The organism is Phytoactinopolyspora alkaliphila (genome assembly GCF_010550695.1).
Taxonomy (GTDB): domain Bacteria; phylum Actinomycetota; class Actinomycetes; order Jiangellales; family Jiangellaceae; genus Phytoactinopolyspora; species Phytoactinopolyspora alkaliphila.
In genome coordinates this window covers 468,374-494,715 of sequence record NZ_JAAGOB010000001.1, presented here as the reverse complement: position 1 = coordinate 494,715, position 26,342 = coordinate 468,374, and the positions used below count along the sequence as shown (strand labels likewise).

Sequence of the window (26,342 nt, the reverse complement as noted above, 5' to 3'; positions counted from 1 at the left end):
CAGGAACTCATCATGGCCACCACGAGTCCTTCCCGAGCGAAGACGACGAGGGCCAAGGCATCCCGCGGCGGCACCAGGACGGGCATCGGCGAACGCAGTCCCGTCTACTGGCTCTACCTGGTGCCGGGCGGGCTGCTGTTCGCCGCGGTCATCATCGTTCCGTTCGTGATGAACCTGGGCTTGAGCATGGCGCGATGGCCAGGCGTCGGCGACATCACCTGGATCGGGTTCGACAACTACACGCGCCTGTTCGCCGACGACACCTTCTGGACGTCGTTCCGCAACTCGGTGGCCATGATCGTGGCGATGGTGATCGTCCCGACGGCGATCGGGCTCGTCCTCGCGGCCGTGCTCTTCGACGTCGTCGGCAAGCGGTTCGGCAACGGCACGGCCAGCGCTCTGCGGGCGATGTTCTATCTCCCGCAGATTCTGCCCGTCGCCGTGGCCGGCATCGTCTGGGGCTGGATCCTCCGGCCCCAGAACGGTGCCCTGAACACGCTCCTGGAGGCCGTGGGACTCGGGGACCTGGCGCAGAACTGGCTCGGTGACCCGTCCACGGCCCTGCCGAGCGTGATGGCCATCCTGGTCTGGGTCCAGATCGGGTACCCGGTCGTGATCTTCATGGCCGCTCTCCAGCGGGTCGACCCGGACCTCTACGAAGCCGCGGAGCTCGACGGCGCCGGCTGGTGGCGGCGATTCCGGGCGATCACCATCGCGCAGATCCGACCCGAGATGTTCGTGGTCGCGCTCACCGCCACGATCGCGGCGATGAAGGTCTTCGGGCCGGTCTACGTGCTCACCGGGGGCGGGCCCGGGCACGCCACCAACGTGCCGTCCTACTTTGCCTACCAGAACTTCTTCGAGCGGGCGAACGTCGGGTACGGCGCCGCGATCTCCACCATCCTCACCCTGATCATCATCGTGCTCAGCATCATCTTCATCCGCTTCCAGGCGGCGAGCGAGCGCAAGGAGCGAGGCCGATGACCGCCACCCGTACGGCTCCCCCGTCTTCGAGCGCCCCCGGCCCGGCGCTGCCCCGCCGCAAGGACCGCCACCACCGCGGCGTGGGCCGCTGGATCGTGCTGGCGTTGCTGGTGATCGCGGCTGCGGCGATGCTCTTCCCGTTCGCGGTGATCGTGCTCAACGCGTTCAAGACTCCGGCCGAATACTCCGGCGCCGGACCGCTCGCCATCCCGACCGAGTTCTATGTGGACGGGATGATCAACTTCTGGAATCGGGTCAACTTCGGCCAGAAGCTGTGGAACTCGTTCATGATCGCGGGCTCAGTGGCGATCCTCGCCGTGCTCGTCTCCCTGTTCAACGCCTACGCGCTGGGCATCGGACGGGTGAAGGGCCGGCTGAGCATCGTGGTGCTCTTCCTCATCGCCAACATGCTCCCGCACGAGGCGCTGATCTACCCGCTGTACTTCATCGCCAACGAGGTGGGCCTGTACAACACCCAGCTCGCGGTGATCATCATCTTCACAGTGATCCAGAGTGCGTTCGGCACCTACCTCCTGGCGTCGGTGTTCGGCACCTTCCCGAAGGAGATGCTCGAGGCCGCCGCGCTCGACGGAGCGTCGAAATGGCAGATCCTGTGGCGGGTCGTGTTCCCGATGAGCCGGCCCACCCTCTCCGTCCTGGTCGTGTTCTTCTTCATCTGGACCTGGAACGAGTTCTTCATCCCCCTGATCTTCCTGGTGTCCAACGACAAGCAGACGGTTCCAGTGGCGCTCGGCGTACTGGAGGGCGACCGGCTCATGGACGCCACCACCACCAGCGCCGCGGCTCTCCTCGGCGTCGTCCCGGCCATCCTGTTCTTCCTGTTCTTCCAGCGCACGCTGGCACGCGGCATCTCCGCAGGCGCCGTCAAGTAACACCCGCGAAAGGAACCACACGTTGAAGTTCACCGACGGCTACTGGGGCATGCGCCCCGGAGTCCAGGCGCTGCATCCGGCGCAGGCCTATGACGTCCAGGCAGGGACCGAGTCCGGCGACGCGTCGCTGACGGTATACGCGCCGACCAGGCGGATCAGGCACCGGGGCGACACCCTGAACCGGCCCATGGCCACGATCCGGCTCTTCTCCCCCGCGCCCGGGGTCGTCGGTGTCCGGCTCACCCATCATGCCGGTGGCCGGGAGCGCCCTCCGCACTTCGCGCTGCCGGGTGCCGGCGCTGCCGACGGCAAGGATCGCGCGTCGATCCGGGTGGACGACGATGTCGCCGAGCTCACCAGCGGCTCGCTCACCGCCCGTGTGCATCGCGGCGACACGTGGCGGCTGGACTTCGTCGCCACGGATCGGGCCACCGGACAGGAGCGTGTGCTGACATCGTCGGGCCCGAAGAGCATGGGATTCATGACGATGCCCGACGGCGGGCACCATGTCGTGGAGCGGCTCGATCTGAACCCCGGCGACGCGGTCTACGGGCTCGGCGAGCGGTTCGGGCCACTGGTGAAGAACGGGCAGGTGGTCGACATCTGGAACAACGACGGCGGCACCGCCACGGAGCAGGCCTACAAGAATGTGCCGTTCTACCTGACGAACGCGGGCTACGGCGTGTTCGTGAACCACCCGGGGCTGGTCTCCTTCGAGGTCGCCTCCGAGATCGTGGCCGGCACCCAGTTCAGCGTCCAGGACCAGGAGCTGGAGTACTACGTCATCCACGGTCCGTCGCCCAAGGAGATCCTGACTCGCTACACGGCACTCACGGGGCGTCCAGCACGGGTGCCGGCGTGGTCGTACGGGCTGTGGCTGTCGACGTCGTTCACCACCGACTACGACGAAGCCACGGTCACGTCCTTCGTCGAGGGCATGGCCGAGCGGGACATCCCGCTGAGTGTCTTCCACTTCGACTGCTTCTGGATGCGCGAGTTCAACTGGTGCGACTTCGAGTGGGACCCGCGCACGTTCCCCGACCCGCCGGGGATGCTCAAGCGCCTGAAGGGAAGGGGGCTGAACATCTGCGTGTGGATCAACCCCTACATCGCGCAGCGGTCCCCGCTGTTCGCCGAAGGCAAGGCGAGGGGTTACCTGGTTCGGCGGCCCGACGGCTCGGTGTGGCAGTGGGACATGTGGCAGGCCGGGATGGCTCTGGTCGACTTCACCAATCCGCGGGCCCGGGAGTGGTTCGCCGGGCATCTTCGCCGGCTCCTCCAGATGGGCGTCGACGCGTTCAAGACCGATTTCGGCGAGCGCGTCCCCACGGACGTGGTGTGGCACGACGACGCCGACCCGCAGCGCATGCACAATTACTACACGCACCTGTACAACGAGACCGTCTTCGACGTGCTGCGCGAGCACAAGGGCGACGACGGCTCCGTCGTGTTCGCCCGATCCGCGACCGCGGGCGGGCAGCAGTTCCCGGTCCACTGGGGCGGCGACTGCGACTCCACGTTCGCCTCGATGGCGGAGAGCCTGCGCGGCGGGCTGTCGTTGGCCATGTCCGGTTTCGGCTTCTGGAGCCACGACATCGGCGGGTTCGAGAACATCCCCGACCCCGTGGTCTTCAAACGCTGGTGCGCGTTCGGCCTGCTCTCCTCGCACAGCCGGTTGCACGGTTCCGGCTCGTATCGGGTGCCGTGGGAGTTCGACGACGAGGCGGTCGACATCCTGCGGACCTTCACCAAACTCAAGATGCGGCTGATGCCGTACCTGTCGGCCGCGGCACGCGAGGCGTACGGCGATGGTGTCCCGGTCATGCGGCCGATGGCACTGGAGTTCCCGGAGGACCGGGCGACGACACACCTGGAGTTGCAGTACATGCTGGGCGACCGGCTGCTCGTCGCCCCCGTGATGTCGGCATCGGGCGAGGTGTCGTACTACCTGCCCAGCGGAACCTGGACGTCCCTGCTGGACGGAGGCACGTTCGACGGCGGCCGCTGGCTGACCGAGACGCACAGCATCGGCAGTCTCCCGCTCCTGGTCCGCCCGGACACGGTCCTGCCGCTGGGCGCCGTCGATGCGCGACCGGACTACGATTACGCCGACGGCCTCACGCTGCATCTGTACCAACTCGCCGACGGGCACGATTCGACGCTCACGATCCCCGACGCCGAAGGGGCCGGGCACAGCACTTTCCACGTGGCTCGACGCGGTTCCAGTGTCATCGTGCGCGCCGTCTTCGCCGGTCGGTTCCCGGCCGCATGGAGCGCGACGGTCGCCGGCACGGATCTCGTCGCCGAGGCTCCGGCCGGCACCACGGAGCTCACCGTGACGGTGTGATCGGCCGGCCGGACCGTGCCTGAGTCCGCACCCTGCCGGCTCGCGTAGGGTGTTCGGGTGCTGCGAAAGAGAACCACGGTGACCCAGGCATCCGCCATGCAGTTCCGGGTGCCGAACTCGCGAGGCCCCCGCCGCGGTGACCTGTACGCCCACAACGTGATCGTCCGCCTCGACGCCACACCGCAGGGTCAGCCGGTCCAGGGAATCGGCGAGGCGGCGCCCCGGGGATGGACCATCACGGGAGACACCCGGGTGGGATCTTGGCGGTTCCTGGAGGCGGCGCTGGGTGCACTCGAGGGTGCAGAGCTGCGGCGTCGCCCGGCAGACGCACGCGACGACATCGCCGGACTCATGGTTGAGCTCAGGCAGCTCGCGGTCCGGACGAGCACGAAGAGCACCACCGAACAGCCTTACCGGGGCATCCTGGCGGGCCTGGAGTCCGCGCTCCTGGACCTGGCCGCCAAGGCGGCCGGCTGCACCGTTGCCGAATTGCTCGGTGCCGGTGCTCCCACGCCGCCCGCCGGGTCGCGCTCCCCCATGCCTGTCAACGTGGTCAGCGCCTCGTTGCCCGAACGCAAGCTTCACAAGGCGATCGCCGCCCGGGCCGGCTCGGCGATCAAGCTGGCGGATGTTCCGGACTGCGAGACCGCGCTGGCCCTGGCGCTACGTGCGGCGAAAGTCTTCGACGGCCCAGGGGTGATCTGGCTCGGCTTCGGCCGGCCCCAGCCGCAGCCGCAGCTGCTCACGCTGGTCGAGACCTTGCTCGCCCGCATCGCCGCCGGGGTTCTCCCGCCCCACGTGGTCGTGGAGCAACCCGCCGGCCCCGCCGAGACTCAGTCGCTGCTGGAGTTGCAGGCGGCGGCGCCGCCGCCGGAGGTGGATCCTGCACCGGGACCTGGCGTCGTGGTGATGGCCGGCGTCGCCACCGACCACCACGCGCGCGAGCTCGCGGCCGCCGGCGTCCGGAGCCTCAGCCTCAGTCCGCAGCGTCTCGGCGGCGCTCAGGCCGTCCTCGGGGTCGCGGCGGAGATTCGGGACCGCCTCGGGGCCGCCGTCCGGCTCGGACTCGGCGACGTACCGCACATCTCCGACGTGGGAGCCCGGGCGCTGAGCGACGTCGCGACCGGCATGCCCGGGCTGGACTACGTAGCCGTGCCGCGGACGGCGGCGGACGGGGTCCGTCTCGCCGAGGACGGCTCGCTCGTGCTCACCTCGGCCGTGGCGGCACTCACTCGTTTCGCGGCGGGCCCCGCGACCCCAGTGCGGCCGATGAGCTACGGCGGGCGCCCGGCCAACGTGTTCGACGTCGACCCGTTGCTGCCCTTCGTCACCCCGAAGGGCGAGATCAGGTTCGCCAGCCCGCTGGTCGAGCGCGCGGCCCTGTCCCGCGGCCTCGATACCGTCCGGATGAACAGCCGGGAACTCGTCGTCGACCATCACGACCTGCCCATGCCACTGTGCTTCACGCCCAGCAAGTCGCCCTGGACCGGCCGGCCGGCGCACCGGGCCACGGTCGACAAGGAACTCACGCGGACGCTCCTGCAGGATATGGACGTCCCGGTCCCGCATGGCACCGCGTTCGACGCACATCAGGTCGACGACGCCGTCAAGTACGCGCTGTCGTTGGCGGCTCCTGTCGTCGTGAAGCCACGCAACGGCATCCACGGCACCGGCGTCTCCACCGATCTGCGCACCGAAGCCGAGGTCCGTGCGGCGATCGCGGCGCTCGACTCGACCGCCTTCCGGGGCCGTCCGTTCATCGTCGAGACGTTCATCCCGGGTGACGACTACCGGCTCCTCGTCGTGGGCGACCAGGTCGTGTCGGTCGTTCTCAAGCGGCCCGCCTCGGTGGTGGGCGACGGCAGCTCCCGCGTGGTCGACCTGGTGCTCGAGAAGAACCGGTGGCGGCTGGAGAACCCGCACACCCGCAGCTGCCTGCTCGGCTTCGGCGGCGACGCGATGTACTGGCTCGGCCGGCAGGGCCTCACTCCGGACAGCGTCCCTGACGAGGGCCGGTTCGTGCGCCTCGGCAGCGCGGGAAACATCGCCGCCGGTGGCGAGAGCATCGAGGTCCTGGACGAGACCCACCCGAGCATGCTCGAGCTGGCTGTACGCGCGGTCCACGCGGTCCCCGGCCTCGACCATGCCGGAATCGACCTGATGGGTGATCACCTACGCGCCGTGGACGGCCATCCGGCGGCCATCATCGAGGTCAACGGCAACCCCGCCACGACGTTCAACCACTTCCCGCTCGCCGGAACTCCGCGTGACGTCTCCAGCGATCTGGTACTGCGCAGCTGCTCCCTCGCGGGCTTCGACCCGGGTGCACCGCGGGACCGCCTGACGGTGCGCATCGAGGTGGACGGCCGGGTGCAGAATGTCGGGTACCGTGCGTGGTTCGCCGCGATGGCACAGGAACGGCAGGTGACCGGCTCCATCCGCAACCTCCCCGAGGGAGGCGTGGAGGTGCTCGCGTCCGGTCCCGCCGCGGAGATCTGCGTGCTCGCCTCGAGCGCGATCCTGGGGTCACGGCGCGCCGTCGTCACTCAGGTGCGCACCACGCACCTTCCCGACCTGCCCGCCACCGATCGGTTCGAGGTTCTGCCATGACGTTACCGAGCGTGGAGCAATTCGTCGGCGACGCCGTGCCGGCCCGTTGTGGTCTCGCGTCCGCGCTGCTCGAGCATGCGGCGCTGCGACGAGGCCTTGAGGTGCGCCGGTTCAACCGGCAGATCGTCCTCGTCCGGCTCGGCGCCGCCGTCGTTCCCTTCCACGGCGTCAACGGCCCGGACACGAGCGAGACCGCGCAGCTGATGCGCACTCACCGGGACACCCTGTACACCCTGCTCACCGCCCGCGGCGTGCCCGTGCCGCGGTGGTCGGTATTCACCACGGAGCAGCGGAAGCCCGCCCTGTCCTACGCCCGCGGTCTCGGCTGGCCGGTGACGGTGCGCCCCGCGCGCGCGTCGGGCGACGACGGTGCCACCGCCGACGTGACCGGAGCGACCGCGTTCCGCGACGCATGGCAAGCCAGCATCGAAGCCACCCGCACCGGTTCTTCGCACACGACCGCCGCCGACGCCGTCCTGGTGCGCGAAGAGATCGGCGGCCGCCGCATGCAGGTCTTCGTCGTCGCGGGCAACGTCGCCGCCGTCACCGAGCTCGTCGGGGTGCCTCCGGGACAGACCCGGGTGTTCCGGCACGGCTCCACCACGCCCGCTCACGGCCGGCTGGTCAACCTCGCCCCGCCCCACCAGACCGCCGAGGACACGGCCCGCGACGGCGACGCCGCGGCCGTGCGGGCGGTCGCTGTGGCAGCCGTCCAGGCGCTGCCGGGCATGGCATACGGCACCGTGGACGTGATCGCTCCAGAACCCGTCCGCGCCGGCGCCGCGGCTGGTTCACCGGTGGTGACCTACGTGGACTGCTCGGCGGTACCGGTGGCGCAGTTCCCCACCGACGGAGAGCCATGCGACGTCGCGGGAGCGATCCTGGATCACTATCTCGACTCCCCACGGTGGGCGTCGGCCCGGGCGACGCCGCACAAAACCGGCACTGCGGGCACGGAGCGCGTCGAGCCCCTGTACCTCGGCCGCGCGTGAGCGAACCGTCAGCGGCGTGACCGGGCCGTCAGTGAATTCCGCATTCGGTCTTCGACCGGCCGGCCCAGCGCCCCGCCCGGGGATCCTCGCCGTCGGCCACCGGCCGGGTGCACGGCGCGCACCCGATCGATGTGTAACCCAGCTGCCGTAGCGGGTTCACCAGGATGGCGTGCTCCTCGATGTAGGCCTCGACCTGCTCGTCGGTCCACGCCGCAAGTGGGTTGACCTTGACTTTGCGACGGCGGGCATCCCAGCCGACCACGGAGGCCGTCTGCCGGCCGTCCGACTCCGCCCGACGGACTCCGCTGGCCCAGGCGTCGAACGGGCGCAGCGCCTGGTCGAGTGGGAACACCTTGCGCATGGCGCAGCACAGGTCCGGATAGGTCTCGTAGAGCTTGCCGTAGCTGGCCTCGTGGTCGGCCACCGGGAGCGGGTGCCGGGCGGTGTGCACGTCTACGTCGTAGGCAGACGCGACCGCGTCCCGGGTGCCGATGGTCTCCGCGAAGTGGTACCCGGTGTCCAGAAACAGCACCCGGATCCCCGGCACCGCCTGGGAGGCCACGTGGGACAGCACCCCGTCGGCCATCGAGGCGGTGACGACGAAACCCGCGCCGAACGTCTCATTCGCCCACCGGACGATGTCGTGCGCGCTCGCGGTGTCGAGGTCGCGCGCTGCGGCCTCGGCCACTCTGCGAAGCCCATCGGTGGTCATGCCAGGCATCGTGGGGATCCTCCGTCCGTATCGGCGGTCTGCTCGAGATCCAGGTGCTCGAGGATGAGTCCGAGCTTGCGCAGCGCGTCGGCGCTGTCCGCGAGGGTCCGTTCGAGCCGTTCGGTCCAGACCCGGCCGCGGGTGTGGTCGAAGACGATCTCCGACACCGTGGGGGCGCCGACTGCCAGCCGCAGCCCTGCCAGCCAGGCGTCGCCGCGGCGCAGAATCCGCACCGGCTGCCCGAGCTGGAATGTGCGCCGCAGCACGGGCTCGTTGACCGGGACAATGTCACGCAGGTCCTGGCTGAGGAGCCGGTGCACTACCTTCGCCTGCTCCATGGTGATGGGGCGCCCGTCGGCGCCGATGGCCAGGAACGTGAAGATGGTCGGCAGGTCGTCCAGACCACGGCGGTCCGGATCGGGAATGGCCGTATAGGGGCTCTCCACCAGCGACACCCACGGTGTCTCCTCGACGATGCGCCGCAGGCCCGACGCGAGGACGCGCAGCACCTCGTCCCGGATCTCCGGTGAAGCATTGTGAAACGAGCGCATCTCGGCAAGGGCGGCTTCCCAGCGCAGCAGCAGGCCCGCGTTCATTCCCGGTTTGGCCACGGCGTGCAGGTCCGGGAGCGACGCGGGGACATCGGACCGCCTGAGGTACCCGGCCACCCCGGCAGGCAATTGCCGGCCGGACGCGAGCCGGGCCGCCAGGTGAGCCGGAATGATCACAGCACCGGAGAACGGCGGACCGCCGAAGAACTTGGAGCCGGTGACGATCACGATGTGCCCGTCCCGCACGTGCGCCGCGGCCGTATGCTGGTCGACACGCATCTGAGCGGCATCGACGACCACGTCCAGCCGGTCACCGTACCGCTGCCGCCAGGCTCGAACCGTCTCGTGCCGGGGAAGCCGGATACCGGTCTTCGAGCCCTCCACCACGTGCACCAGACTCCGATAGCCGGGGTATGCGTCGATCGCCTCCTCGATCAACTCCTCCAGGTGTTGCGGCCGGAGCATCTGTCCGTCGTCACCGCGCACGTCGACGACGGACGTCACCACCGCCGAGGAGTCCAGACCGCCGACCGGGGCTCCTGCCTGTCCTGCCTCCCCGGAGGGCAGCCGATCACAGAAGTGCCTCCCAGCAGCGGCGTACACGCCCCCACTGCCGATCTCGTGCTGGCCGACGACGACCGAGTGGACGGGCTCACCCTCTGACAGCGCGATCAGAAGCGGCACGAGCTCGGCGTCGGTTCCCGACGGTGTGAACACGACCTCGACGGGTGCCGTGACGCCCAGCGCGGTGAGCAGTGTGGTACGCATCGCCGCCGTGTATGTGCTGACCATCGCCTCGATGTCGTCGGCCAGGGCCGCGTCGATGAGCCGGCGGCGCAGGCCGGCTGCGGCGTCGAACGCACGCACCGTCGGCGACGACGCGGTGCACGAGCCGAACAGGGCCGTCCATGGCGTGGGGCTGGGCGAGACACCGTACGAGTTGCAGCCGCTGAACCAGTCCACGCTCTGCCGGCTGTCGCCGCCGCTGGCGATCAGCACCTCTGCCGGGGGCGAGAACGGCAGGGCTCGGGCGGCCCGCTCGATCTCGCCCGGCGGGCACTCGTCGGCTGACTCGTCCCGCTCGCGCAGGAAGCGCGCGATCCGCTCGGCAAGGTCGCGGGCGGTCGCGGCCGAGCCGGCCGAGCGGGCGGTCGCGGCCGAGCCGGCCGAGCCGATCCGGTCATGCAGGGCGATGATCTCTGCCGCATCGGCACTCAACGGTGAGAAGGCTGCGCACGCCGCGCTCTCGGCGCGACCGGCCAGCCCGGTGGCGCCGAACACCACCGCGGTGGCGTGGGCCAGGATCCGGTCGGCCCACGCGGCCTCCGTGATTCCCTTCTCACCGAGCTCGATCGCCTCTCGCAAGATCAGGGCCGCACCCGTCACGGTGGCTGCCCTGTCCGGCCGGATCGTGACGTTGCCGGGAGCCACCGCGAAGGGGCGGCTCAGTTGAGGGTCGATCCGCACCGAGAACCCGGAAAGGCGGGCGCCGATCTCCGGCAGCCCGCACGCCTCGATGACGGGCCACGGAACAGGAGGGGTCTTGCCGGTGGATTCGAGGACGGCCGGAGCCAGCGATGCGTCGGTCACGTGTCGTATCGGCTTTCCAGTTGGTCCAGAACGGCTGTGCGGACATCTGCTCCGGCATCGATCCGCGACGTCACGCCGTACAGCGTGGCGCGGTTGTCCGCCGACGACGCGGGTGGGGCGTCGGCGACTGCCCAGCGCAGATCACGGAGGAAGTCCTCGGCGACCGGCGCGTGCGTGGGGTTGACGATCAGGTGGATGCTGTCCGGATCGCGCTGCCGGTCGATTCGCCACTGCCGGCTCTCCATCCGGTCTGCGACCGCCATCATGTCCACCTGCTCCGATGCCACCGCGAAGACGCTCATCGGGGGCTCACCCACGATGTGCAGTCCTGGCACTGCCCGTACGCCTTCCTGGATCCGTTCGGTGGTCCGCATCACGGTGGAGAAGATCTCCCGGTATCCGGCTCTTCCCTCGTAGACGATGGCCGCCCAGGCGCCGGCGATGGCACCTCCCGGGCGGGTGCCGAGCAGGGTCGGCGACGCCAGAATGCCACCGGGCCAATCGGTGTAGGCGGCGAACTGGAAGCGGCGCAGGCTGCGGTCCCGGTAGAGAATGCTCGACGAGCCTTTCGGTCCGTAGCCGTATTTGTGCATATCCGCCGTGATGGAGGTGACGCCTGGCACCGTGAAGTCGAAGTCCGGGACCTTGTACCCCAACTCCCTCACGAATGGCAAGGCGAAGCCGCCGATGGTGGCGTCGATGTGCAGCCCGATCCCGCGTTCCTGCGTGATCGCGCCGAGATCCGTCACCGGATCGACCACACCGTAGGGAAAGCACGGTGCCGAAGCGCAGCCGAGAATCGTCGAGTCCGACATTGCGTCCGCGAAGGCCACCGAGTCCGCCCGGAACGACTCGTCGACCGGCACCGGGACCGGGCGGACACCGAGGAGGTCGGCCGCCTTGAGAAACGCGGGATGCGCCGTGACGGGCACCACCATCTCCGGCACGGCGACCTCGGGACGCTCGGCCCGAGCGCGGTCCCGATACGCCTTGACCGCGAGGATGATGCTCTCCGTGCCACCAGATGTCATGGTCCCACCGGAGACGGCAGGGTCGGCGCCCAGCAAGTCAAGCAGCATCCACACCACTTCCTTCTCCATGGTGGCGATGCTGGGGAATGCGGTGGGGCCGAGGATGTTCTCCGAGGCGAACCTGCGGTACGCGTCGTGCACGACGTCGTCGTGCTCCGCGCCCGCCGAGTAGACCAGGCTCCAGATCCGTCCGTTGCGCCAGTCGACGTCGCCCGCTCCACGACTTCGGAGCTGTTCGTTCACCTCCCCCGCTGGCGACCCGTGTTCTGGAAACGTACTGAACTGCTGGTCACTACTCATACATGCTCGACATTCTCACTCCGGCAGGACGAACTGGCGATCTTCGGGAGCTGACCCGGAAGCGCCAGCGTAACCCATTCGTTATCCGGTATTCCGGAGGACCGCCGAACGACGAGCCCCACGCCCGGGATGTGCCGTAACCTGGCACCCGATGTGGGAGAACGACGAATGACACGCGACCACGGTCCAGAACGCGACATCTACGCGAACCGCACGCTCAACCTGCGTTCCGTCGAGGCCATCGGCTACGACATGGACTACACGCTGCTGCATTACCGCACCGAGGAGTGGGAGGGTGCGGCGTTCGAGCATGCTCGCCGGCTGCTCGTGGAACGCGGATATCCGGTCGGCGACGTCGTGTTCGAGGCAGACCACTACCTTCAGGGACTGGTGATCGACCTCGACCTCGGCAATCTGGTCAAGGCCACCCGGTTCGGCTACGTCATCCAGGCTCAGCACGGCACCCGGCAGCTGACGTTCGACGAGCTCCGGCGCGCGTATGCCGGCGTCTTCGTCGATCTGGGCGAACCACGATTCCGGTTTCTCAACACGAGGTTCTCCATCTCCGAAGCCGCCTTGTATGCCCAACTGGTGGACCGGCTCGACGCCGACGTGATCGAGGGCCCGATCGGGTACGACGAGCTGTACCGCATAGTGGCCGCGGCGCTCGACGAGTCACACGCGCTCGGTCCGCTCAAGGCCGAGATCGCCGCTGACCCGGACAAGTTCTGCGATATCGACCCCAATACCGCTCAGACGCTGATCGACCAGCGACGTGCCGGTAAGCGGGTGCTGCTGATCACCAACAGCGACTGGACCTACACCCGGGCGATGATGAGCTACGCCTTCGACCGGCACGTCCCCGGAGGCTCGTGGCGCGATCTGTTCGACATCGTGGTCGTCGCCGCGTCGAAGCCCAGGTTCTTCGCCGAGGACAGCGCCGCCTTCCGGGTTGTGGATCCGGACCGCGGACTGCTGGAACCGCACCGTGGCCCGCTCGGCGTCGGCGACGTGTACTACGGCGGATCCGCCCGGCTGGTCGAGCGCAGCCTGGGTCTCGACGGCGAGCACATTCTCTATGCCGGCGACCACCTGTTCGGCGACGTCCACGTGACCAAGTCGGTGCTCCGCTGGCGGACCGCGCTGATCATGCAGGAGCTGGAGTCGGACATCGCCGACGCCACCCGGTTCGCCGCCGACGAGGCCACGCTGCGCCGGTTGATGTCGGAGAAGATCAACCTCGAAGACCAGGTGGCACAGGCCAGGCTGGCGGAGCTGCGCCACTCGGCCGGCGACGACTCGTTCCCACCGTGGGAGGGCCCGTCGATCGGCCGGATTCTGGAGCAGATGAGGGAACTCGACCAGCGGATCACCCCGCTGGCCAAGAGCGCCGCGGAGCTCGGCAATCCCACGTGGGGCCCGCTGATGCGCGCCGGAAACGACAAGAGTCTCTTCGCCCGCCAGGTTGAACGTTATGCCGACGTGTACACCTCACGGGTGGCGAACTTCGGGCTGCGGACCCCGTATGCGTTGCTGCGCGCTACACGCACCACACTCCCGCATGACGTCCTGCCCTGGGACACCGGTCATGAGTGAATTCGCGCGTTGCATCGGATGGTGCCGTAAATACAGATAGCCCGCGTGCCTCACAAATAACGTGTGAGACACGCGGGCCGTCCCCCGTGATTGTTGTAATCTTGCGTTCTTGACGCCGCCCGGGCGGTGGCGATCCCCCGTGCCGCTCCCGGCCGTCGGGGCGTCTGTCGGCTCTTCTCGGATCTCTTACCGGGAGACCCTCATGTGAGCGTTATCCAAGCAGGCCCAGCAGTGTGTCCAGTAGACCGCCAACCAGTTCGAGCAAGGAATCCAAGAGTCCCATGAGCGCCTCCCTTCAGAGAGTATCTCCGACATTTCAGCCAACGGATCCTGGCTAGCCGTACCGGTAGATCCGTGAAGCCATGGCCATGACTATAACCATGTCAATTAGACGAGTAAAGAGTCTTGGCGACATTTTCCAGAAAACTCGCCCTGAATGGCAGGGAGTCATTCACGCGACACCGACGACCAGCGCCGCGACAGGTCAGTCATACATTGTCTTGGCAACAGTCATGGGCCGTGCCGGTGTGGCCTCGATGCACCGATCGGCCCGTTCGCGCCCTCCCTGTAAAGTCGGCAGGGTCGGGACGGACCACCTGGAGCACGCTTGCGCCGCACATTCACATGCCTGGCCTCCGCCGTACTCGGGGCCGCGCTGATCCTCACCTCGTGTTCGCCGGATGAGGGTCGCGTGCCTGGGACCGGGCCGACGGATCCGAGCACCCCGGCAGTCGAGATTCCCGCCGACGCGGTCGGCAGCCAGGTCAAGTGGGTCCTCGATCAGCTCGGGGCCGGTTCCGGACCGGACACCGAAACCGCCCAAGAGCGCTTCAGCGACGAGTTCCTCGCCCACGTGCCGGCGGAGGAGATGGACGCGACCTTCGCCCAGCTGCGGGCCCTCGGGCCGTTCACGCCGACGTCGTACTCAAGTCGCGGCGACGAGGCGGTCGTCATGCTCGACGGCGCTGACGACACGGCCTGGCGGCTGAGTGTCGCCATCGACAACGACGAGATCACCACCCTGCTCGTCGAGCCCAGCACCGAGATACCGGACATCGCCGGCTGGGAAGATCTCCAGGCTGCCCTGATGGCCACCGGCGCCGATGTCTCGGTGCTGGCTGAGCGGGAGTCACGCGGCTCGTGGAACACGGTGCATTCGACGCCCGGCTCCGAGGTGCTGCCCCTCGGCTCCGTGTTCAAGCTGTACGTCCTCGGCGCGGTCCAGCAGGCGGTGCTGGAGGGTGAGGTCAGCTGGGACGACGAGGTGACGGTCACCGCCGCTGTCCGGAGCCTGCCGACGGGTGAGCTGCAGGATCAACCCGACGGTACGCCCGTGAGCGTGGCCGAGGCGGCAGGCAAGATGATCTCCATCAGTGACAACACCGCCACCGACATGCTGATCGACCTGGTCGGCCGGGCTGCGGTGGAGGACGCCGTCGCCGCGATGGGCCACGCCGACCCGGCTCTGCTCCAGCCGTTCCTCACAACCCGTGAGCTGTTCCGGCTCGGCTGGTCCACGCCGGAACTGCGTGAGGCGTGGCGCGAGGCGGACCTGCCCGGGCGCTACGACCTCCTGGAGAGCCTCCCGGACGGCGAGCTCGAGGTGGAACCCCAGGCGGTCACCGACCCGAGCTGGCCGGACGGGATCGAGTGGTTCGCCACCGGGTCCGACATCGCTGAGGCGCACCGAGCTTTGCAGGACATGGCCGACGACGATGCCACCGGAACAGTACGCGATCTGCTTGCCGAGAACCCTGGTGTGCGGCTCGACCCCGGCCGATGGCCCTACGTGGCGTACAAGGGCGGCGCCGCGCCCGGCGTGTTCGCGCTGTCCTGGTATGCCGAGGACACGGACGGCGGGGCCTATGTCCTGGTGATCCAGCTCGCCGCCACAGAGCCGGAGCTGCTCTCCGACACCGCCTACATCGTCGCGGTCGCCGAACAGGCGTTCACTCTGCTTGGCGACTCGTAGCAATCCTCGCGGGTGCGTGACTCACGCGGGCATGGCCCCCACCAGCCGGGCTGTCAACCCCCGCATGGAATCGGCCGCCTCAGCGGGAACCGGGACGACGGACGACGCACCGTAATCGCGGGCGATCGAGCGCACCCGGTCGAAGAGATAGTCACCGTACGAATCGAGCGGGTTGGCGGCCGCGAGCTCCTCCGCTCGCATCACTCGTTCCACGGCGAACCCACGGGACCGGAACGGCCCGAAGTGGGGCGTGTCGATGACGAACAGCGGACGAAACGAACCGGTCAGCATCTGCGCGCTCTCGATCTCGCGAGCCAGCCGCTCCGTCGCGTCCCCCTCGAAGCCGATGACGACGATCACCACCACCGGCAGGTGGCGAGCCTCCACGTCGGTGAAGTAGCGGCCCGGACGAAAACCCATCGGTGTCCCCTGGGTGCCTTCCCGGTCCAAGCCGACCACGGCGTAGGCCACGCGACGTGCCAATGGCGATCCACGCAATGCCGTAGCGGCCTTCGCCCGCAATGCGCCGTACCCCGGTATACGCGCGCGCAGGGGCATCGTCGTCGAGCGCGTACTCATCGGATCACGCCCTTCTTCACCAGTACGTTCTCCAGCAGCGCCGCGCCGTCGGCGGCGCCGTTCTCCGGGTACAGGGCAGCGCACCGGTCGCGGATGCGCTCGCTCTCCCCCGGCGCGAGCAGCCGCGCGAGAGCGCCCTCGATCGCCACCGGGGAGACATCCTCCACGCTCACTCCCAGACCTGCCTCACCCGCGTAGCGTGCCCGGGCGAACTGATCGTCGGTGACCTTCGGCTTGGGGACGAAGATGGTGGGCACCCCGGCCATGATGGTTTCGTGGTACGCGTTGTAGCCGCACGCCACCACCGCCACGTCGAACGCGCGCATCACCCGGCTGAGCGGATACGGCGAGATCGTACGGATGTCGGCGTGCGTCATCGCGGCCCGGGCGATCGGCGCGCGTGTGGCGTACACCGTCCAGCCGGGCCGCCGTTCCATCACCGTGGCAATGGCCTCGAGATCCGGCCCGAGCTCGTTCGCGTTTCCGCCACCGAGAGTCACGAGCATGGCCTGCTCGTCCGGGTCCATGCCGAGTTCGGCCCGGGCCTGCTCACGGCTGAGCAGATCCGCGTGGTCGAGCAACGTGACGGGTCCGATCCTTCTCGCGTCCTCGCGGCCCACCGTCGGGCCGCGGTCCGCCTCCGCCGCGATCTCACCGGGCTCGATGACCAGGTCGAACCATGCTGACTTGTCCAAGCCGTCGGTGCGATGCTCAGGCACCCACATCGCCCGCCGCGACCAGATGTACACCAGCTCGGGGAAGATCTCCTTGGCTTCACCGAATCCTCGGTACGGCCAGGTCCCGTCGAAGACCAGCGCCTTCGGCTGGAAGCGTCGTATCACGTCCACGAAGCGAGCGGCGAAGAACGGGTTCCACTCCCTCGCCGTCACGTCCAGGTCGTCGCGCGACGGGCAGTACTCCCAGTGGTACCCGAACTTCGCCACGACGGGGACGGCGGACGACATGGAGAAGAAGAACGGCTCGATCCGCTCGCTGGTGCGGTTGGCCATGGCCAGGAGCCGGGTCAGGTGTCCCATGCCCGTCCCGTTGCTGCTGACGAAAAGCACCCGGGCGGGAGGTGTGCCGACGCGCGTCCGCGACGGGGCCGGCGTGCCGGCGGCCCACGACGTCACGGGCTCACCGATCTCTGCCGCCAGCCGGTCCACGTGCATCTGGAAGCCGTGCCGGGACGCGACGTACTCCCGCCCGCGGGTCGACTGCTCGGCGTACGCGTCGGGGTCCGCGGCCAGACGAGCGACCACGGAACGCACCTCGGCCGGTTGCGCGTACACAGCGGCGTCGCCGTACGTCTCCCGGAAGTGCTCGGGAAGGATCGCCACCGCGCCTGATGCGAGCGCCTCGATGATGTTCCGGCCGAATGCCTCGACCCAGCTGGGATGGTGGTAGTAGACGAAGAAGTCGATCTCGGCGAGGAAGTCCGCGGGATGGCGGGCACCGAACGGCTCGACCAGCCATCGCCGGGGTATCCGCCCCAGCACCTTGTACGCCGGTTCCGCACCGCCCAGGATCCGCACGCGGAAGTCCTCCGCGTCCGGGTACGCGGCCAGGATGTCTGCCGCCTTGCGCGGCCACTTCGCGGGGTGTGGACGGCTGTGCCGGCCCAGGACCGGCACCGGGCCCACACCGCCCGACCGATCTCGGCTCCAGGCCGCGACGTCGATGAGATTGCGCCAGTCCGTGTCAGCGAGTTTGATCTGCGAGCGGGTGGCGTACTCCAGCAGTTGCTGCCGCACCACCGGGCCGATCGGTCGCCACACCGGCTTGTGGCCGAAGTAAGCCACCATGTTCTCCGTCACCGCGACCGGGTCGTACTGCTCGACCTGTGCGGCGTCTCGCACGGGGTGATTCGCGATGACACTGACACCGTCCACGGTGAGTCCGCGCTGCGGGTCCGTCATGCCGTGCGCCACGATCGGCTGCCGCACGAGAGCGTGCCGGGCGTGCACGCGGTCGCCGGGCAGTACCAGGTCGGCTAAGCCGGCCTCGATGAGGCGCACCAGATGACCGGAGAACCCCAGTGCCTTACCAGTGAGCGAGCTGTTGACGTGGAGAAGGGCGGTGCGATAGCCCGCCGCGGAGTGCGCCCTGATCTCTTCGGCCATGCTCGCCGTGGTACCACCGGGCAGCCTCAGGTCCGAGACCATCAAGACGTCGTAATCAGCCACCATCGACACTGAACCCTTCGCAAGGCCGTACGTCATTGCGCGCACGTGAGCATGGTGTGACACATCGGCGCTGACCACCGCCACGCACCGTCTGACTACCCATTAATCCTGTCCGAAATCGTCCCGGAGTACCTTTTCGCCGTCCGGCAACGCTTCACGCTCGATGGAGGCGATGATGTTCCGGGTTCGCTCCCCCGCCCGCTGCAGGCCGAAAGAGAGGTTCTGGCTGTGGTTCACTACATACACCGCCGCGGGGAACGGCAACGTCTCGAACGGACGCCCCGACTCCTCCGCCACGATCGGCCAGTACGCATGGCTCTGGAACAGGTTGAAATACAGGTCTGGATCCGATCTGCCGTCCCGGGGCAGATCCTCCGCCTCGAAATGCAGCACCGCCGAACTGCCGCACACCCGGTCGAACGGCACCGACCATACTCCAGGGACCGGGGCCAGCCGCTGATTGGCGAAGTCATGGGCGTATCCGCGCTCGATCCGGTACCCCCGCCTGTTGTCGCTCTCCAGTACCGATGCGACGAGATCCTTGTGGATCAGATCGTCCGCATCGAGCGGGAAGAAGTACCCGCCGCCGAGGTCACGCAGGAAGGACCCCAGGAGTCGCCGCTTCCACATCTTGTCCTTGCGGAACTGCCCGGAGTGCGCCGGCGGGTCGATATCCGCCTCCACGAACATGATGCGCGGGTCGTCGAACTCCTTCAGCTCCGGCTTCTCGTGCCCACAGACGATGACCCTCCAGCGACCGTCCGTCTGGTTGATTACGGAGAGGAGCGTCCGTCTGAGCAAGTCCGAGGTCAGATCCCAGTTGGCCGCCGCCTTCTGGGACGCCAACGAGATGGCGAACAGCAGGTTGGGCGTACTCTTGGTGCCGGACAGCTGCGGATAGCACCGGGCCAGCGAGGCGAGCCGATCGTTGCCTTCGTCGCCGGCGGCGAGCATCTCCGGCGGAGCCCAGAATCGGCGCTGGCCGCCGGCCGGCTCCAGGTACAGGTCGCTGATCCGGTTGGTGGAGTGCCATTCCAGCCAGCTGTACTGGTACGCGGAGCGGATGGCGGAATAGTCCTCGGCGTCGCGCGCTCCGGGTCCGCTGGTGGTCAGAGACGAATCATGCTGACGGCCGAACCCGAGACACTGCGGGATGCTGCGGACCGCCTTGCGGCCGAAGACCCGCTGCAATCGGTACCAATACTCCGAGTCGGCGCTGAACCGCACCCGATCGAAATGGCCAATCATCTCGAGGACATCGCGCTTCATGAACACCGACGCCGGGTTCGGGTGCGCGAGCCGCTTTCGCCAGCGCCGGAAGTCCAGCCGGCCGCCGGCATCCGCGCGCAGCCACGACGAGCGGGTGGCGTACAGCACTGGATCGCTCTGCATCACCGACACATGTGTCTCGATCCGCTGCGGGTGGGCCCAGTCGTCGGAGTCGTGGAAGGTGATGTACTCGCCCGCGGCCATATCCAGGGCGGAGTTTCTCGCGACGTATGTGCCGGCGTTGACGTCACTACGCACGACCTTCACCCGCCCGTCGGACCTGGCGATCTCCGTCAGGAGGTCCATGGTGGCGTCCGTGCTCTGATCGTCGACGATGATCAGCTCGAGGCGACGGTGCGTCTGGCCGAGGATCGAGCGCGCCGCGTACTCCACGGTGCTCGCGGCGTTGAACGTCGTCATGATCACCGACACGAGCGGTCCGTCGTCGGTGGATGGGGTGCTCGCCGGAGCCAGCTCCTCGAACGCGAACGCCGTAGAGGAGCTACTGATCGGCGCGGAGAGCTCCTGGTCTTCGAAGAACCGGTTCACCTGGCGGCGGTACTCGTCGAACTGCCCAGTCTCCAGGGCCTGGGCGGCGTCCACGAGCAGAAACTCGCCGTCGTCCGCCGAAGGCAGCTCGGCGAGCCCGGACTCCCTGAGCACGTTGAGCCGCAGGTGCTTGTACAGCAGGGCATTGCCCGTCGACTCGCCCTTGGTGCCCTGCTGCGTCAACACGGTGGCGACATCCGCGGCCGCCGCCTCAGGATCGTGGATCCAGCAGATCTCCGCCCGGGTCGCGAGCAGCCCGCCCATGCCGGCGGCGATCTCCTCGTCGAGCATCGCTCTGGCGTCGTCATAGCGGCCCACCCGGGTGAAGTTCACGGCGGTGTCGGCGATGAACCTGCGATAGTCACGTTCACCGTACGCCGCGACCAGCTCGTCCCGGCGGCCGTGGTACCTGCGGAACACCGCGTCCGCCGCCTGAGCGCCGAACCCGAACGCTGAGGTCTTGCGAGCGAGCGCGCCCAGCAGGTAACTGTGCGAGAGGAAGCCTTCCTCGGTGGCGAGCGCTCGCTCGAACTTCTCTTTGAGAGCGAAGATGTTCTCGAAGTCGAGCTCCTTGACCAGAGTGGTGATGTACTCGGCGTTCCCGGCCACCTGGCTGGACCCGGCACGGCTCAAAGCCGTGCCGTCCAGACGAGGACGCTTCGGCAGCCGGCTGCGGCCGCTGGCAGACTTGCCCAGCCCCCTGCGCATCACCCGTCCGGCGATCCTGACCGGAGCCATCGCACGCCAGGTACGACTCTTCAGCACGCTCTGATATTTCATCTCCAGCTTGTCCGCGTACTCGACGTACGCGTCCCGCTCGCTGCGTATCTGCGCCACCTCGGCGTTGTGCCGCCGAAGGAGCACCGACTGCTCGGCGAGCCGCTGTTCGATGTCGGCCAGACGCGACGCCGCGGCGCGCCGCTCCCGTTCCCGCAGCGCGAGCGCAGACTCCCGCTTCTCCAGCTGTGCGCGAAGCTCATCGGCTTCCTCTGCCAGCGCCTTGTGCTGCTCCCGTAGCCTGAACAGCTCCCGCGACAGTCGATACGGATTGTTGGCCGCGAAAGCGGCGCTCATGAACGCGATGTTCACCCGGCGCAACGCGGGGGAATCGTCGATCCACTCGTTCTTCTGCTCGTAGATCTTGAAGATCTTGTAGCCGTACGAGTTGAGTGTGTCCTCGATCGATCGGTAGTACGTGTGCTGCTCGGCCTCCGGGTTCAGCCCGGCCTCGACGTAGATGACGTCCACGCTTTCCGCGGTCAGGAGCTCCTTGGCGCCCTCCAGCACGGCCATCTCGTGACCCTCGACGTCGATCTTGAGGATCTCGATGTGCTTGATGTCGCACGACCGTGCGAGCTCATCCAAGGTAACTGTCTTGACCTCGAAGAACGGAGATTCGACGCCTTCGTCCGGCGGTTGTCCCCCTGGAGCCTGCGCGACGTGGGTCATGGTGCCCTCGTCCCGCATCGTCAAACTGCCTGGGGCGGAGCTGATCGCCACGTTGTGGCATGCGACGTTGCCGGTCTTCACGTGCTCCTCCGCCGACTCTCGCAACACGTCAAAGCTGCGCCTGTTCGGCTCGATCAGGTGCGCTTCCCGCACGTTGATCGACGACGCGGTCATCCGCTCGAAGACGCTGCCCTCATGGGCGCCGACGTCCACGTAGGTGATCGGTCGCGTGTAGAAGAACGGTTCGAGATCCCGGATGAACGGGTGTGCCGCCTTCCCTTGCCGGGCGGATTCGCCCTTGGCATCTTCACCTGGGGTGTTGCCGTCCTTCGCCGTTCCCATTGTCCCTGTTTCTCTCGTGCTGTCGCAGGTGACGCTCAATGCCCGGAGCCGGGGGCGTAGCGCAGTACCGCCTGCCGCCCGAACGAGACCGGTTCGCGGACCAATCCCGGCGTCTCCTGGATCCAGCGTTCGATGATCTGTTGCTCATCGTGGCGGCCCGCGTCGTCGAGGATGACCAGCGCTCCCACGGCAAGTTGCTCTCGCAAGACCGGCACAGCCGGGTAACGTGCGTGCGGCCCGGTGCGTTCCGGTGGGCCGTCGACGATCAGCAGGTCGATTCCTTGTACGTCAGCGAGCAGGTGGGGGTCGTACCAGCGAAAGTCTTGCCCCGTGACAGTGACGTCCACAAGTGGCGCATGCCGTACTTCGGTGGGAGCGATCTCGTCACGGTGCAGCCCCACCATGGCAGCAGACTGTTCGGCGTACTCGCGCTCGTGGTCGACCGAGACCAGCCGGCCCTCGCCGTTGTTCGCCAGCGCATGTCCCAGCCACACCGTCGAGGTGCCGCTCCCCAGTTCCAGGACCACCTTGGGGCGGTGCCGCTGCACCAGCGCGTACAGGTTGAGCAGTCCCTGCGGGTTCAGCGCCCACTTGCCCGACGGTGGCATCGGCTCCGTCGGCTGAACTCTCGAATACAGCTGCAGGAGGGCTTCCATTTCGCGAGTCTGGGTCTTGACGAGGGTCGCGAGCCGCTTGCCCAGCAGCTCCTGGCTTCGCTGTTGCTCCACCAGCGCGTGGGCGGTGCCCCCGAGGCTGTCCCCGCCCGGAGCCTGGCCACTGAGCAACTCGACGGCCGACATGAGTTCCTTTCGGCTGGTCTCGACTGCGTCAATTATTGTCGCGTTGGTTACCCCACTGCTGAATTCATATTTCTGCCTCGTTAACAGAGCCTCGCTGGACATCGCGGCCGTCTTCACGTGGCGCGCCAGCTCCCCGGAGCGGCGGCGGACATCCAGGGTCACCAGTGCGGCCACCCCGATCACCGCCGTCGCCGCGGTACCGGCGAGCCGCCAGGCGCCGAAGGCGGCTGCGACTACCGCCACCAGGGAAATCAATGCCACCAGCGAGCTGACAGCCTGCTGCCGCCGGGTCACTCCGAATGCTGTCCTGAACATACGCAGACCTTGTCTCGACAAATACCGACCCTGACGCTCCGCAGGTCCGCGGAAGCGCGCTTCACGTCTCGATAAGCTACACCCAAAGCACGGCGCCAGTGCAGCGCGCCGTACGCTTCGCCCGCAGCATTTTCCGGCAGGTGCAAATGATCCGCAATCGGAAATACGAATGTCATTGTGTGAATAATTGACCCGAAAAATGGCAATCCTGCACAGGAACGCGGCCGAACAACTGACAGGAGACCCGATGAAGTTCGATGAGGTGGACCGCCTGGTCCGGGGCGTGAAGTTCATGAAGCCCCAGCAGGCCCGCATCGCCTACGATTTCGTCGTCCAGAACAAGCTGCCTCGTATCCTCGAACTTGGGTTCGCCTACGGAAAGTCCACATGCTATTTCGCTGCCGCGGCCGATGAGGTCGGGGGCGACGCACATGTGGTGACGATCGACCGGGAGGCGTCCCGAAGCCGGGAACCCAACGTGTACGAGCTCCTGGAACGGTGCTCTCTCACCGACCGGGCCACGCCCATCTTTGCCGAGGCGTCTTTCACCTGGGAACTCATGAAGATGCTCGAGCAAGACCCGCGCCCGCAGTTCGATTTCGTCTATCTCGACGCCGGGCACACGTGGGATGTCACGGGCTATGCGTTCTTCCTGGTCGACCTGCTCCTGGCCCCAGGCGGCTGGCTGCTCTTCGACGACATGGACTGGACGATCGCCGGTTCCAAAGCGCGCAAGCACGCGTGGGCCAAGGACCTGCCCGCCGAACAATGTGCCACCCCACAGGTCCGGAAGGTCTTCGACCTGCTTGTCCGGCCCCACCCCAACTACACCGACGTCCACGAAGATGCCGAATGGGAAGGGTGGGGCTGGGCTCGGAAGCGGTCCCCACGCCGCGGGCTCCTCCGGGGCCGCGCGGCGTAGCCGGGTTCTGGTTTTCAGCTGCGAGGGGAACCGTCGGCACCTGGCCGCCGTCCGATCAGCATCCGGGCGTGAGGGGAGGGCCGCTGATGACGGTCACCGGAAAGCCGGCTCACAAAGTCACACTCGCGCTCATGGTGCTCGTCCTCGCGTCATGCGGAGATGCGGCCGTACCCGCCGGCACGACGGAGGAGCAGACTCAGAAGGTGTCGTCGCCCACGGCGCCGGCGCGATCGCCGGGTTACGACATTCTGGAGGTCACGGAGTTCAACTACGAGAGCGTCGACTATGAAACGGCTGACCCCGAGCCGGAAGTAATCCTCACCGCATCGGACCGCGGCGAACTGGACGCCCTCTGGACCGAGATCGGATCACCCCGGCCCGTGCCGTCCGTGGACTTCGGCCAGCAGGTCGTGGTCGCGTACCTGGTGGGTGGGAGCGGTTCCTGCCTTGAACACGTCGCCAGGTTCGACGTGGACCCAGACATTCGCACCGCCCAGGCCGTGTTCGCAGCAGTACTCCCCCACGAGGTATGCACGGACGACCTGAGACTGCGATACCACGTCGCGGCCATCGCTCTCATCGACCTCGGTCCCGGCCCGATGACGTTCAGCCGGATCGCAAATCGTGCCCGCGAACAGGCCGAGCCGGTCGTCGTGGACCTTCCCGCGCATAGCGGGGAAGGGCCTTCCATACTGCCGATGCCGGTCGACGACGTCGCGCATCCAGCAGGCGTGGTGCCCTTGCCGCAGCCGGGTGAGGCCATCAGCGCACGCCTGGACGACGGCATGCCGGTGTGGGCGGTCGCCCCATAGTTGACACGGCGCCGTACAAGCTCAGGCCGTGCCCCGACGAGGCACCCCTGGTCTTCGACCGGCCCGCTCCCGCCGACTGGCCCGGCTCTGTCCGGGCTTACTCCGGGCCCCTGTTCGTCGAATTCCAGGGCGGTACCATCAGCCGGGTGACCCCGGTCAGTGGTGGTGTGGCGGAAAAGGCGCGACGCTAGGGCCGGCCGAGGCCGCGATAGGTCCAGCCCGCGGACTTCCACGCGTCGGCGTCCAGGCAGTTGCGCGCGTCGACGACGTTGCGTGAACTCACCACACCGGCTAGCTCGACCGGATCGAGCTCACGGAACTGCTTCCACTCGGTCAGGTGAAGGATCAGGTCCGCGCGGCTGCAGGCGTCGATCGCCGACGCGGCGTACTCCAGCGTCGGGAAGACCTTCCGGGCGTTGTCCATGGCCTTCGGATCGAAGACGGCGACGTGCGCGCCCTGCAGCTGAAGGCGCCCCGCGACGTTCAGCGCGGGCGAGTCGCGGACGTCGTCGGAGTCCGGTTTGAATGCCGCACCGAGCACGGCGATGCGCCGGCCGACCAGCTTCCCGTCGAGCACCTCGCGGGCGATCTCGGCCACTCTCTCTCGCCGGCGCAGGTTGATCGCGTCGATCTCGCTGAGGAAGGTGAGCGCATGCGGAGCTCCCAGTTCCCCGGCGCGAGCCATGAAGGCTCGGATGTCCTTCGGCAGGCAGCCGCCGCCGAAGCCGAGGCCGGCGTTGAGAAACTTGCGGCCGATCCGGTCGTCGTAGCCGATGGCATCGGCGAGGTGTGTCACGTCGGCCCCGGTGATCTCGCAGATTTCGGAGATGGCATTGATGAACGAGATCTTGGTGGCGAGGAAGGCGTTGGCGGAGACCTTGACCAGCTCCGACGTGGGAAGGTCGGTCACCACCACGGGCGAGCCGGCGGTGATGACGTCGGCATACACCTCCCGAAGAGTGGCCTCGGCGTGCTCCGACGAGACCCCGAAGACCAGCCGGTCGGGGCGCAAGGTGTCCTCAACGGCGAAGCCCTCCCGCAGGAACTCCGGGTTCCAGGCCAGCTCGACGTCGCTGCTTGCCGGCGCGATCTTGGTCAGCCGGTTCGCAAGTCGCTGCGCGGTACCGACGGGAACCGTCGACTTGCCGACGACGAGACACGGACGGGCGAGGTATGGCGCCAACGTGTCGACAGCCATGTCGACGTAGGTCATGTCGGCGGCTAGGCCATCCCCGCGTTGCGGGGTGCCGACACAGATGAAATGCACATCGGCCCCGGCGGCCTCGGCGAAATCAGTGGTGAAGCGCACCAGGCCGGTCTTCGCGTGCTTCTGCAGGAGCTCGTCCAGCCCCCGTTCGAAGATCGGCGCTTGACCGGCGCCCAGGGCCGCGATCTTGGCCTCGTCGACGTCAACGCCGACAACCGTGTGGCCGAGTTCGGCCATCCCTACCGCATGGACGGCGCCGAGGTATCCGGTGCCAATGACGGAGATGCGCACGCTGTGGTGGCCTTTCGTTTCAGAGCCGAGCCTTGCCAGCACG

General features: G+C 67.8%; 17 protein-coding genes. 9 read left to right on the top strand and 8 right to left on the bottom strand.

The annotated features are described in order from the left end of the window. The first annotated feature begins 12 nt into the window (after positions 1-12). Genes G1H11_RS02095 through G1H11_RS02075 form a run of 5 tightly spaced genes read left to right on the top strand, consistent with a single transcriptional unit; the run spans position 13 to position 7,826 of the window. On the top strand, positions 13-984 hold the full coding sequence (locus G1H11_RS02095; RefSeq protein WP_163815528.1) for a carbohydrate ABC transporter permease: 972 nt from the start codon (positions 13-15) through the stop codon (positions 982-984). Further along, positions 981-1,877 carry a carbohydrate ABC transporter permease gene (locus G1H11_RS02090; RefSeq protein ID WP_163815527.1) on the top strand — a complete coding sequence of 299 codons (897 nt, stop codon included), beginning with the start codon at positions 981-983 and terminating at the stop codon, positions 1,875-1,877. Before G1H11_RS02095 ends, G1H11_RS02090 begins: the two co-directional genes overlap by 4 nt. A gap of 22 nt (positions 1,878-1,899) precedes the next feature. After that, positions 1,900-4,224, top strand: a complete 2,325-nt coding sequence (gene yicI, locus G1H11_RS02085; protein WP_163815525.1) for an alpha-xylosidase — start codon at positions 1,900-1,902, stop codon at positions 4,222-4,224. Positions 4,225-4,281: 57 nt separating this feature from the next. Next, the gene (locus tag G1H11_RS02080; RefSeq protein WP_163815523.1) at positions 4,282-6,834 is read left to right on the top strand and encodes an acylphosphatase; all 2,553 of its coding nucleotides are present in this window, start codon (positions 4,282-4,284) and stop codon (positions 6,832-6,834) included. Beyond that, positions 6,831-7,826: an ATP-grasp domain-containing protein gene (locus G1H11_RS02075; RefSeq protein WP_163815521.1), complete on the top strand. Its 996-nt coding sequence runs from the start codon at positions 6,831-6,833 to the stop codon at positions 7,824-7,826. The genes G1H11_RS02080 and G1H11_RS02075 overlap by 4 nt, the downstream gene beginning before the upstream one ends. A 28-nt stretch (positions 7,827-7,854) precedes the next feature. Here G1H11_RS02075 and G1H11_RS02070 read toward each other — a convergent pair whose 3' ends face one another. From G1H11_RS02070 to G1H11_RS02060, 3 genes are read right to left on the bottom strand one after another with little or no spacing between them, the layout of a single operon-like run. Beyond that, the gene (locus tag G1H11_RS02070; RefSeq protein ID WP_163815519.1) at positions 7,855-8,538 is read right to left on the bottom strand and encodes a phosphoadenylyl-sulfate reductase; all 684 of its coding nucleotides are present in this window, start codon (positions 8,536-8,538) and stop codon (positions 7,855-7,857) included. Further along, entirely contained in the window at positions 8,535-10,679 is a 2,145-nt protein-coding gene (locus G1H11_RS02065) for a hypothetical protein (protein ID WP_163815517.1), read from the bottom strand. The genes G1H11_RS02070 and G1H11_RS02065 overlap by 4 nt, the downstream gene beginning before the upstream one ends. Further along, positions 10,676-11,953, bottom strand: a complete 1,278-nt coding sequence (locus G1H11_RS02060; protein WP_163815515.1) for an aminotransferase class V-fold PLP-dependent enzyme — start codon at positions 11,951-11,953, stop codon at positions 10,676-10,678. Before G1H11_RS02060 ends, G1H11_RS02065 begins: the two co-directional genes overlap by 4 nt. 225 nt (positions 11,954-12,178) lie before the next feature. Here G1H11_RS02060 and G1H11_RS02055 point away from each other — a divergent pair, with 225 nt between their 5' ends. Continuing rightward, complete coding sequence (locus G1H11_RS02055; protein WP_163815513.1) at positions 12,179-13,606, top strand: HAD-IG family 5'-nucleotidase; 1,428 nt, start codon at positions 12,179-12,181, stop codon at positions 13,604-13,606. A 691-nt stretch (positions 13,607-14,297) separates the two neighbouring features. Then, complete coding sequence (locus G1H11_RS02050; RefSeq protein ID WP_163815511.1) at positions 14,298-15,578, top strand: serine hydrolase; 1,281 nt, start codon at positions 14,298-14,300, stop codon at positions 15,576-15,578. 21 nt (positions 15,579-15,599) lie between these two features. Here the strand turns inward: G1H11_RS02050 and G1H11_RS02045 are convergent, their stop codons facing one another. From G1H11_RS02045 to G1H11_RS02030, 4 genes are read right to left on the bottom strand one after another with little or no spacing between them, the layout of a single operon-like run. Continuing rightward, the gene (locus G1H11_RS02045) at positions 15,600-16,157 is read right to left on the bottom strand and encodes a hypothetical protein (RefSeq protein WP_163815509.1); all 558 of its coding nucleotides are present in this window, start codon (positions 16,155-16,157) and stop codon (positions 15,600-15,602) included. Next, positions 16,154-18,388: a glycosyltransferase family protein gene (locus G1H11_RS02040; protein ID WP_163815507.1), complete on the bottom strand. Its 2,235-nt coding sequence runs from the start codon at positions 18,386-18,388 to the stop codon at positions 16,154-16,156. The genes G1H11_RS02045 and G1H11_RS02040 overlap by 4 nt, the downstream gene beginning before the upstream one ends. Positions 18,389-18,445: 57 nt before the next feature. After that, positions 18,446-21,952 (bottom strand): FkbM family methyltransferase, encoded by a 3,507-nt coding sequence (locus G1H11_RS02035; protein WP_163815505.1) that lies wholly within the window; start codon positions 21,950-21,952, stop codon positions 18,446-18,448. 35 nt (positions 21,953-21,987) lie between these two features. Beyond that, a complete protein-coding gene (locus G1H11_RS02030; protein WP_163815503.1) occupies positions 21,988-23,067 on the bottom strand; it encodes a class I SAM-dependent methyltransferase in 1,080 nt (359 codons plus the stop codon). A 247-nt stretch (positions 23,068-23,314) separates the two neighbouring features. Here G1H11_RS02030 and G1H11_RS02025 point away from each other — a divergent pair, with 247 nt between their 5' ends. Then, on the top strand, positions 23,315-23,989 hold the full coding sequence (locus G1H11_RS02025) for a class I SAM-dependent methyltransferase (RefSeq protein WP_163815501.1): 675 nt from the start codon (positions 23,315-23,317) through the stop codon (positions 23,987-23,989). Between the two features lie 86 nt (positions 23,990-24,075). Further along, the gene (locus G1H11_RS02020) at positions 24,076-24,801 is read left to right on the top strand and encodes a hypothetical protein (RefSeq protein ID WP_163815499.1); all 726 of its coding nucleotides are present in this window, start codon (positions 24,076-24,078) and stop codon (positions 24,799-24,801) included. Positions 24,802-24,988: 187 nt separating this feature from the next. Here G1H11_RS02020 and G1H11_RS02015 read toward each other — a convergent pair whose 3' ends face one another. Next, positions 24,989-26,299: a nucleotide sugar dehydrogenase gene (locus tag G1H11_RS02015; RefSeq protein WP_163815497.1), complete on the bottom strand. Its 1,311-nt coding sequence runs from the start codon at positions 26,297-26,299 to the stop codon at positions 24,989-24,991. Positions 26,300-26,342 lie beyond the last annotated feature (43 nt).

What these genes read in the sequence shown, in the direction of transcription:
- G1H11_RS02095 (WP_163815528.1), top strand. Translation starts at nt 13, where the DNA reads ATGGCCACCACGAGTCCTTCCCGAGCGAAGACGACGAGGGCCAAGGCA.
- G1H11_RS02045 (WP_163815509.1), bottom strand. Translation starts at nt 16,157, where the DNA reads ATGAGTACGCGCTCGACGACGATGCCCCTGCGCGCGCGTATACCGGGG.
- G1H11_RS02055 (WP_163815513.1), top strand. Translation starts at nt 12,179, where the DNA reads ATGACACGCGACCACGGTCCAGAACGCGACATCTACGCGAACCGCACG.
- G1H11_RS02020 (WP_163815499.1), top strand. Translation starts at nt 24,076, where the DNA reads ATGACGGTCACCGGAAAGCCGGCTCACAAAGTCACACTCGCGCTCATG.
- G1H11_RS02035 (WP_163815505.1), bottom strand. Translation starts at nt 21,952, where the DNA reads ATGGGAACGGCGAAGGACGGCAACACCCCAGGTGAAGATGCCAAGGGC.
- G1H11_RS02075 (WP_163815521.1), top strand. Translation starts at nt 6,831, where the DNA reads ATGACGTTACCGAGCGTGGAGCAATTCGTCGGCGACGCCGTGCCGGCC.
- G1H11_RS02030 (WP_163815503.1), bottom strand. Translation starts at nt 23,067, where the DNA reads ATGTTCAGGACAGCATTCGGAGTGACCCGGCGGCAGCAGGCTGTCAGC.
- G1H11_RS02025 (WP_163815501.1), top strand. Translation starts at nt 23,315, where the DNA reads ATGAAGTTCGATGAGGTGGACCGCCTGGTCCGGGGCGTGAAGTTCATG.
- G1H11_RS02090 (WP_163815527.1), top strand. Translation starts at nt 981, where the DNA reads ATGACCGCCACCCGTACGGCTCCCCCGTCTTCGAGCGCCCCCGGCCCG.
- G1H11_RS02070 (WP_163815519.1), bottom strand. Translation starts at nt 8,538, where the DNA reads ATGACCACCGATGGGCTTCGCAGAGTGGCCGAGGCCGCAGCGCGCGAC.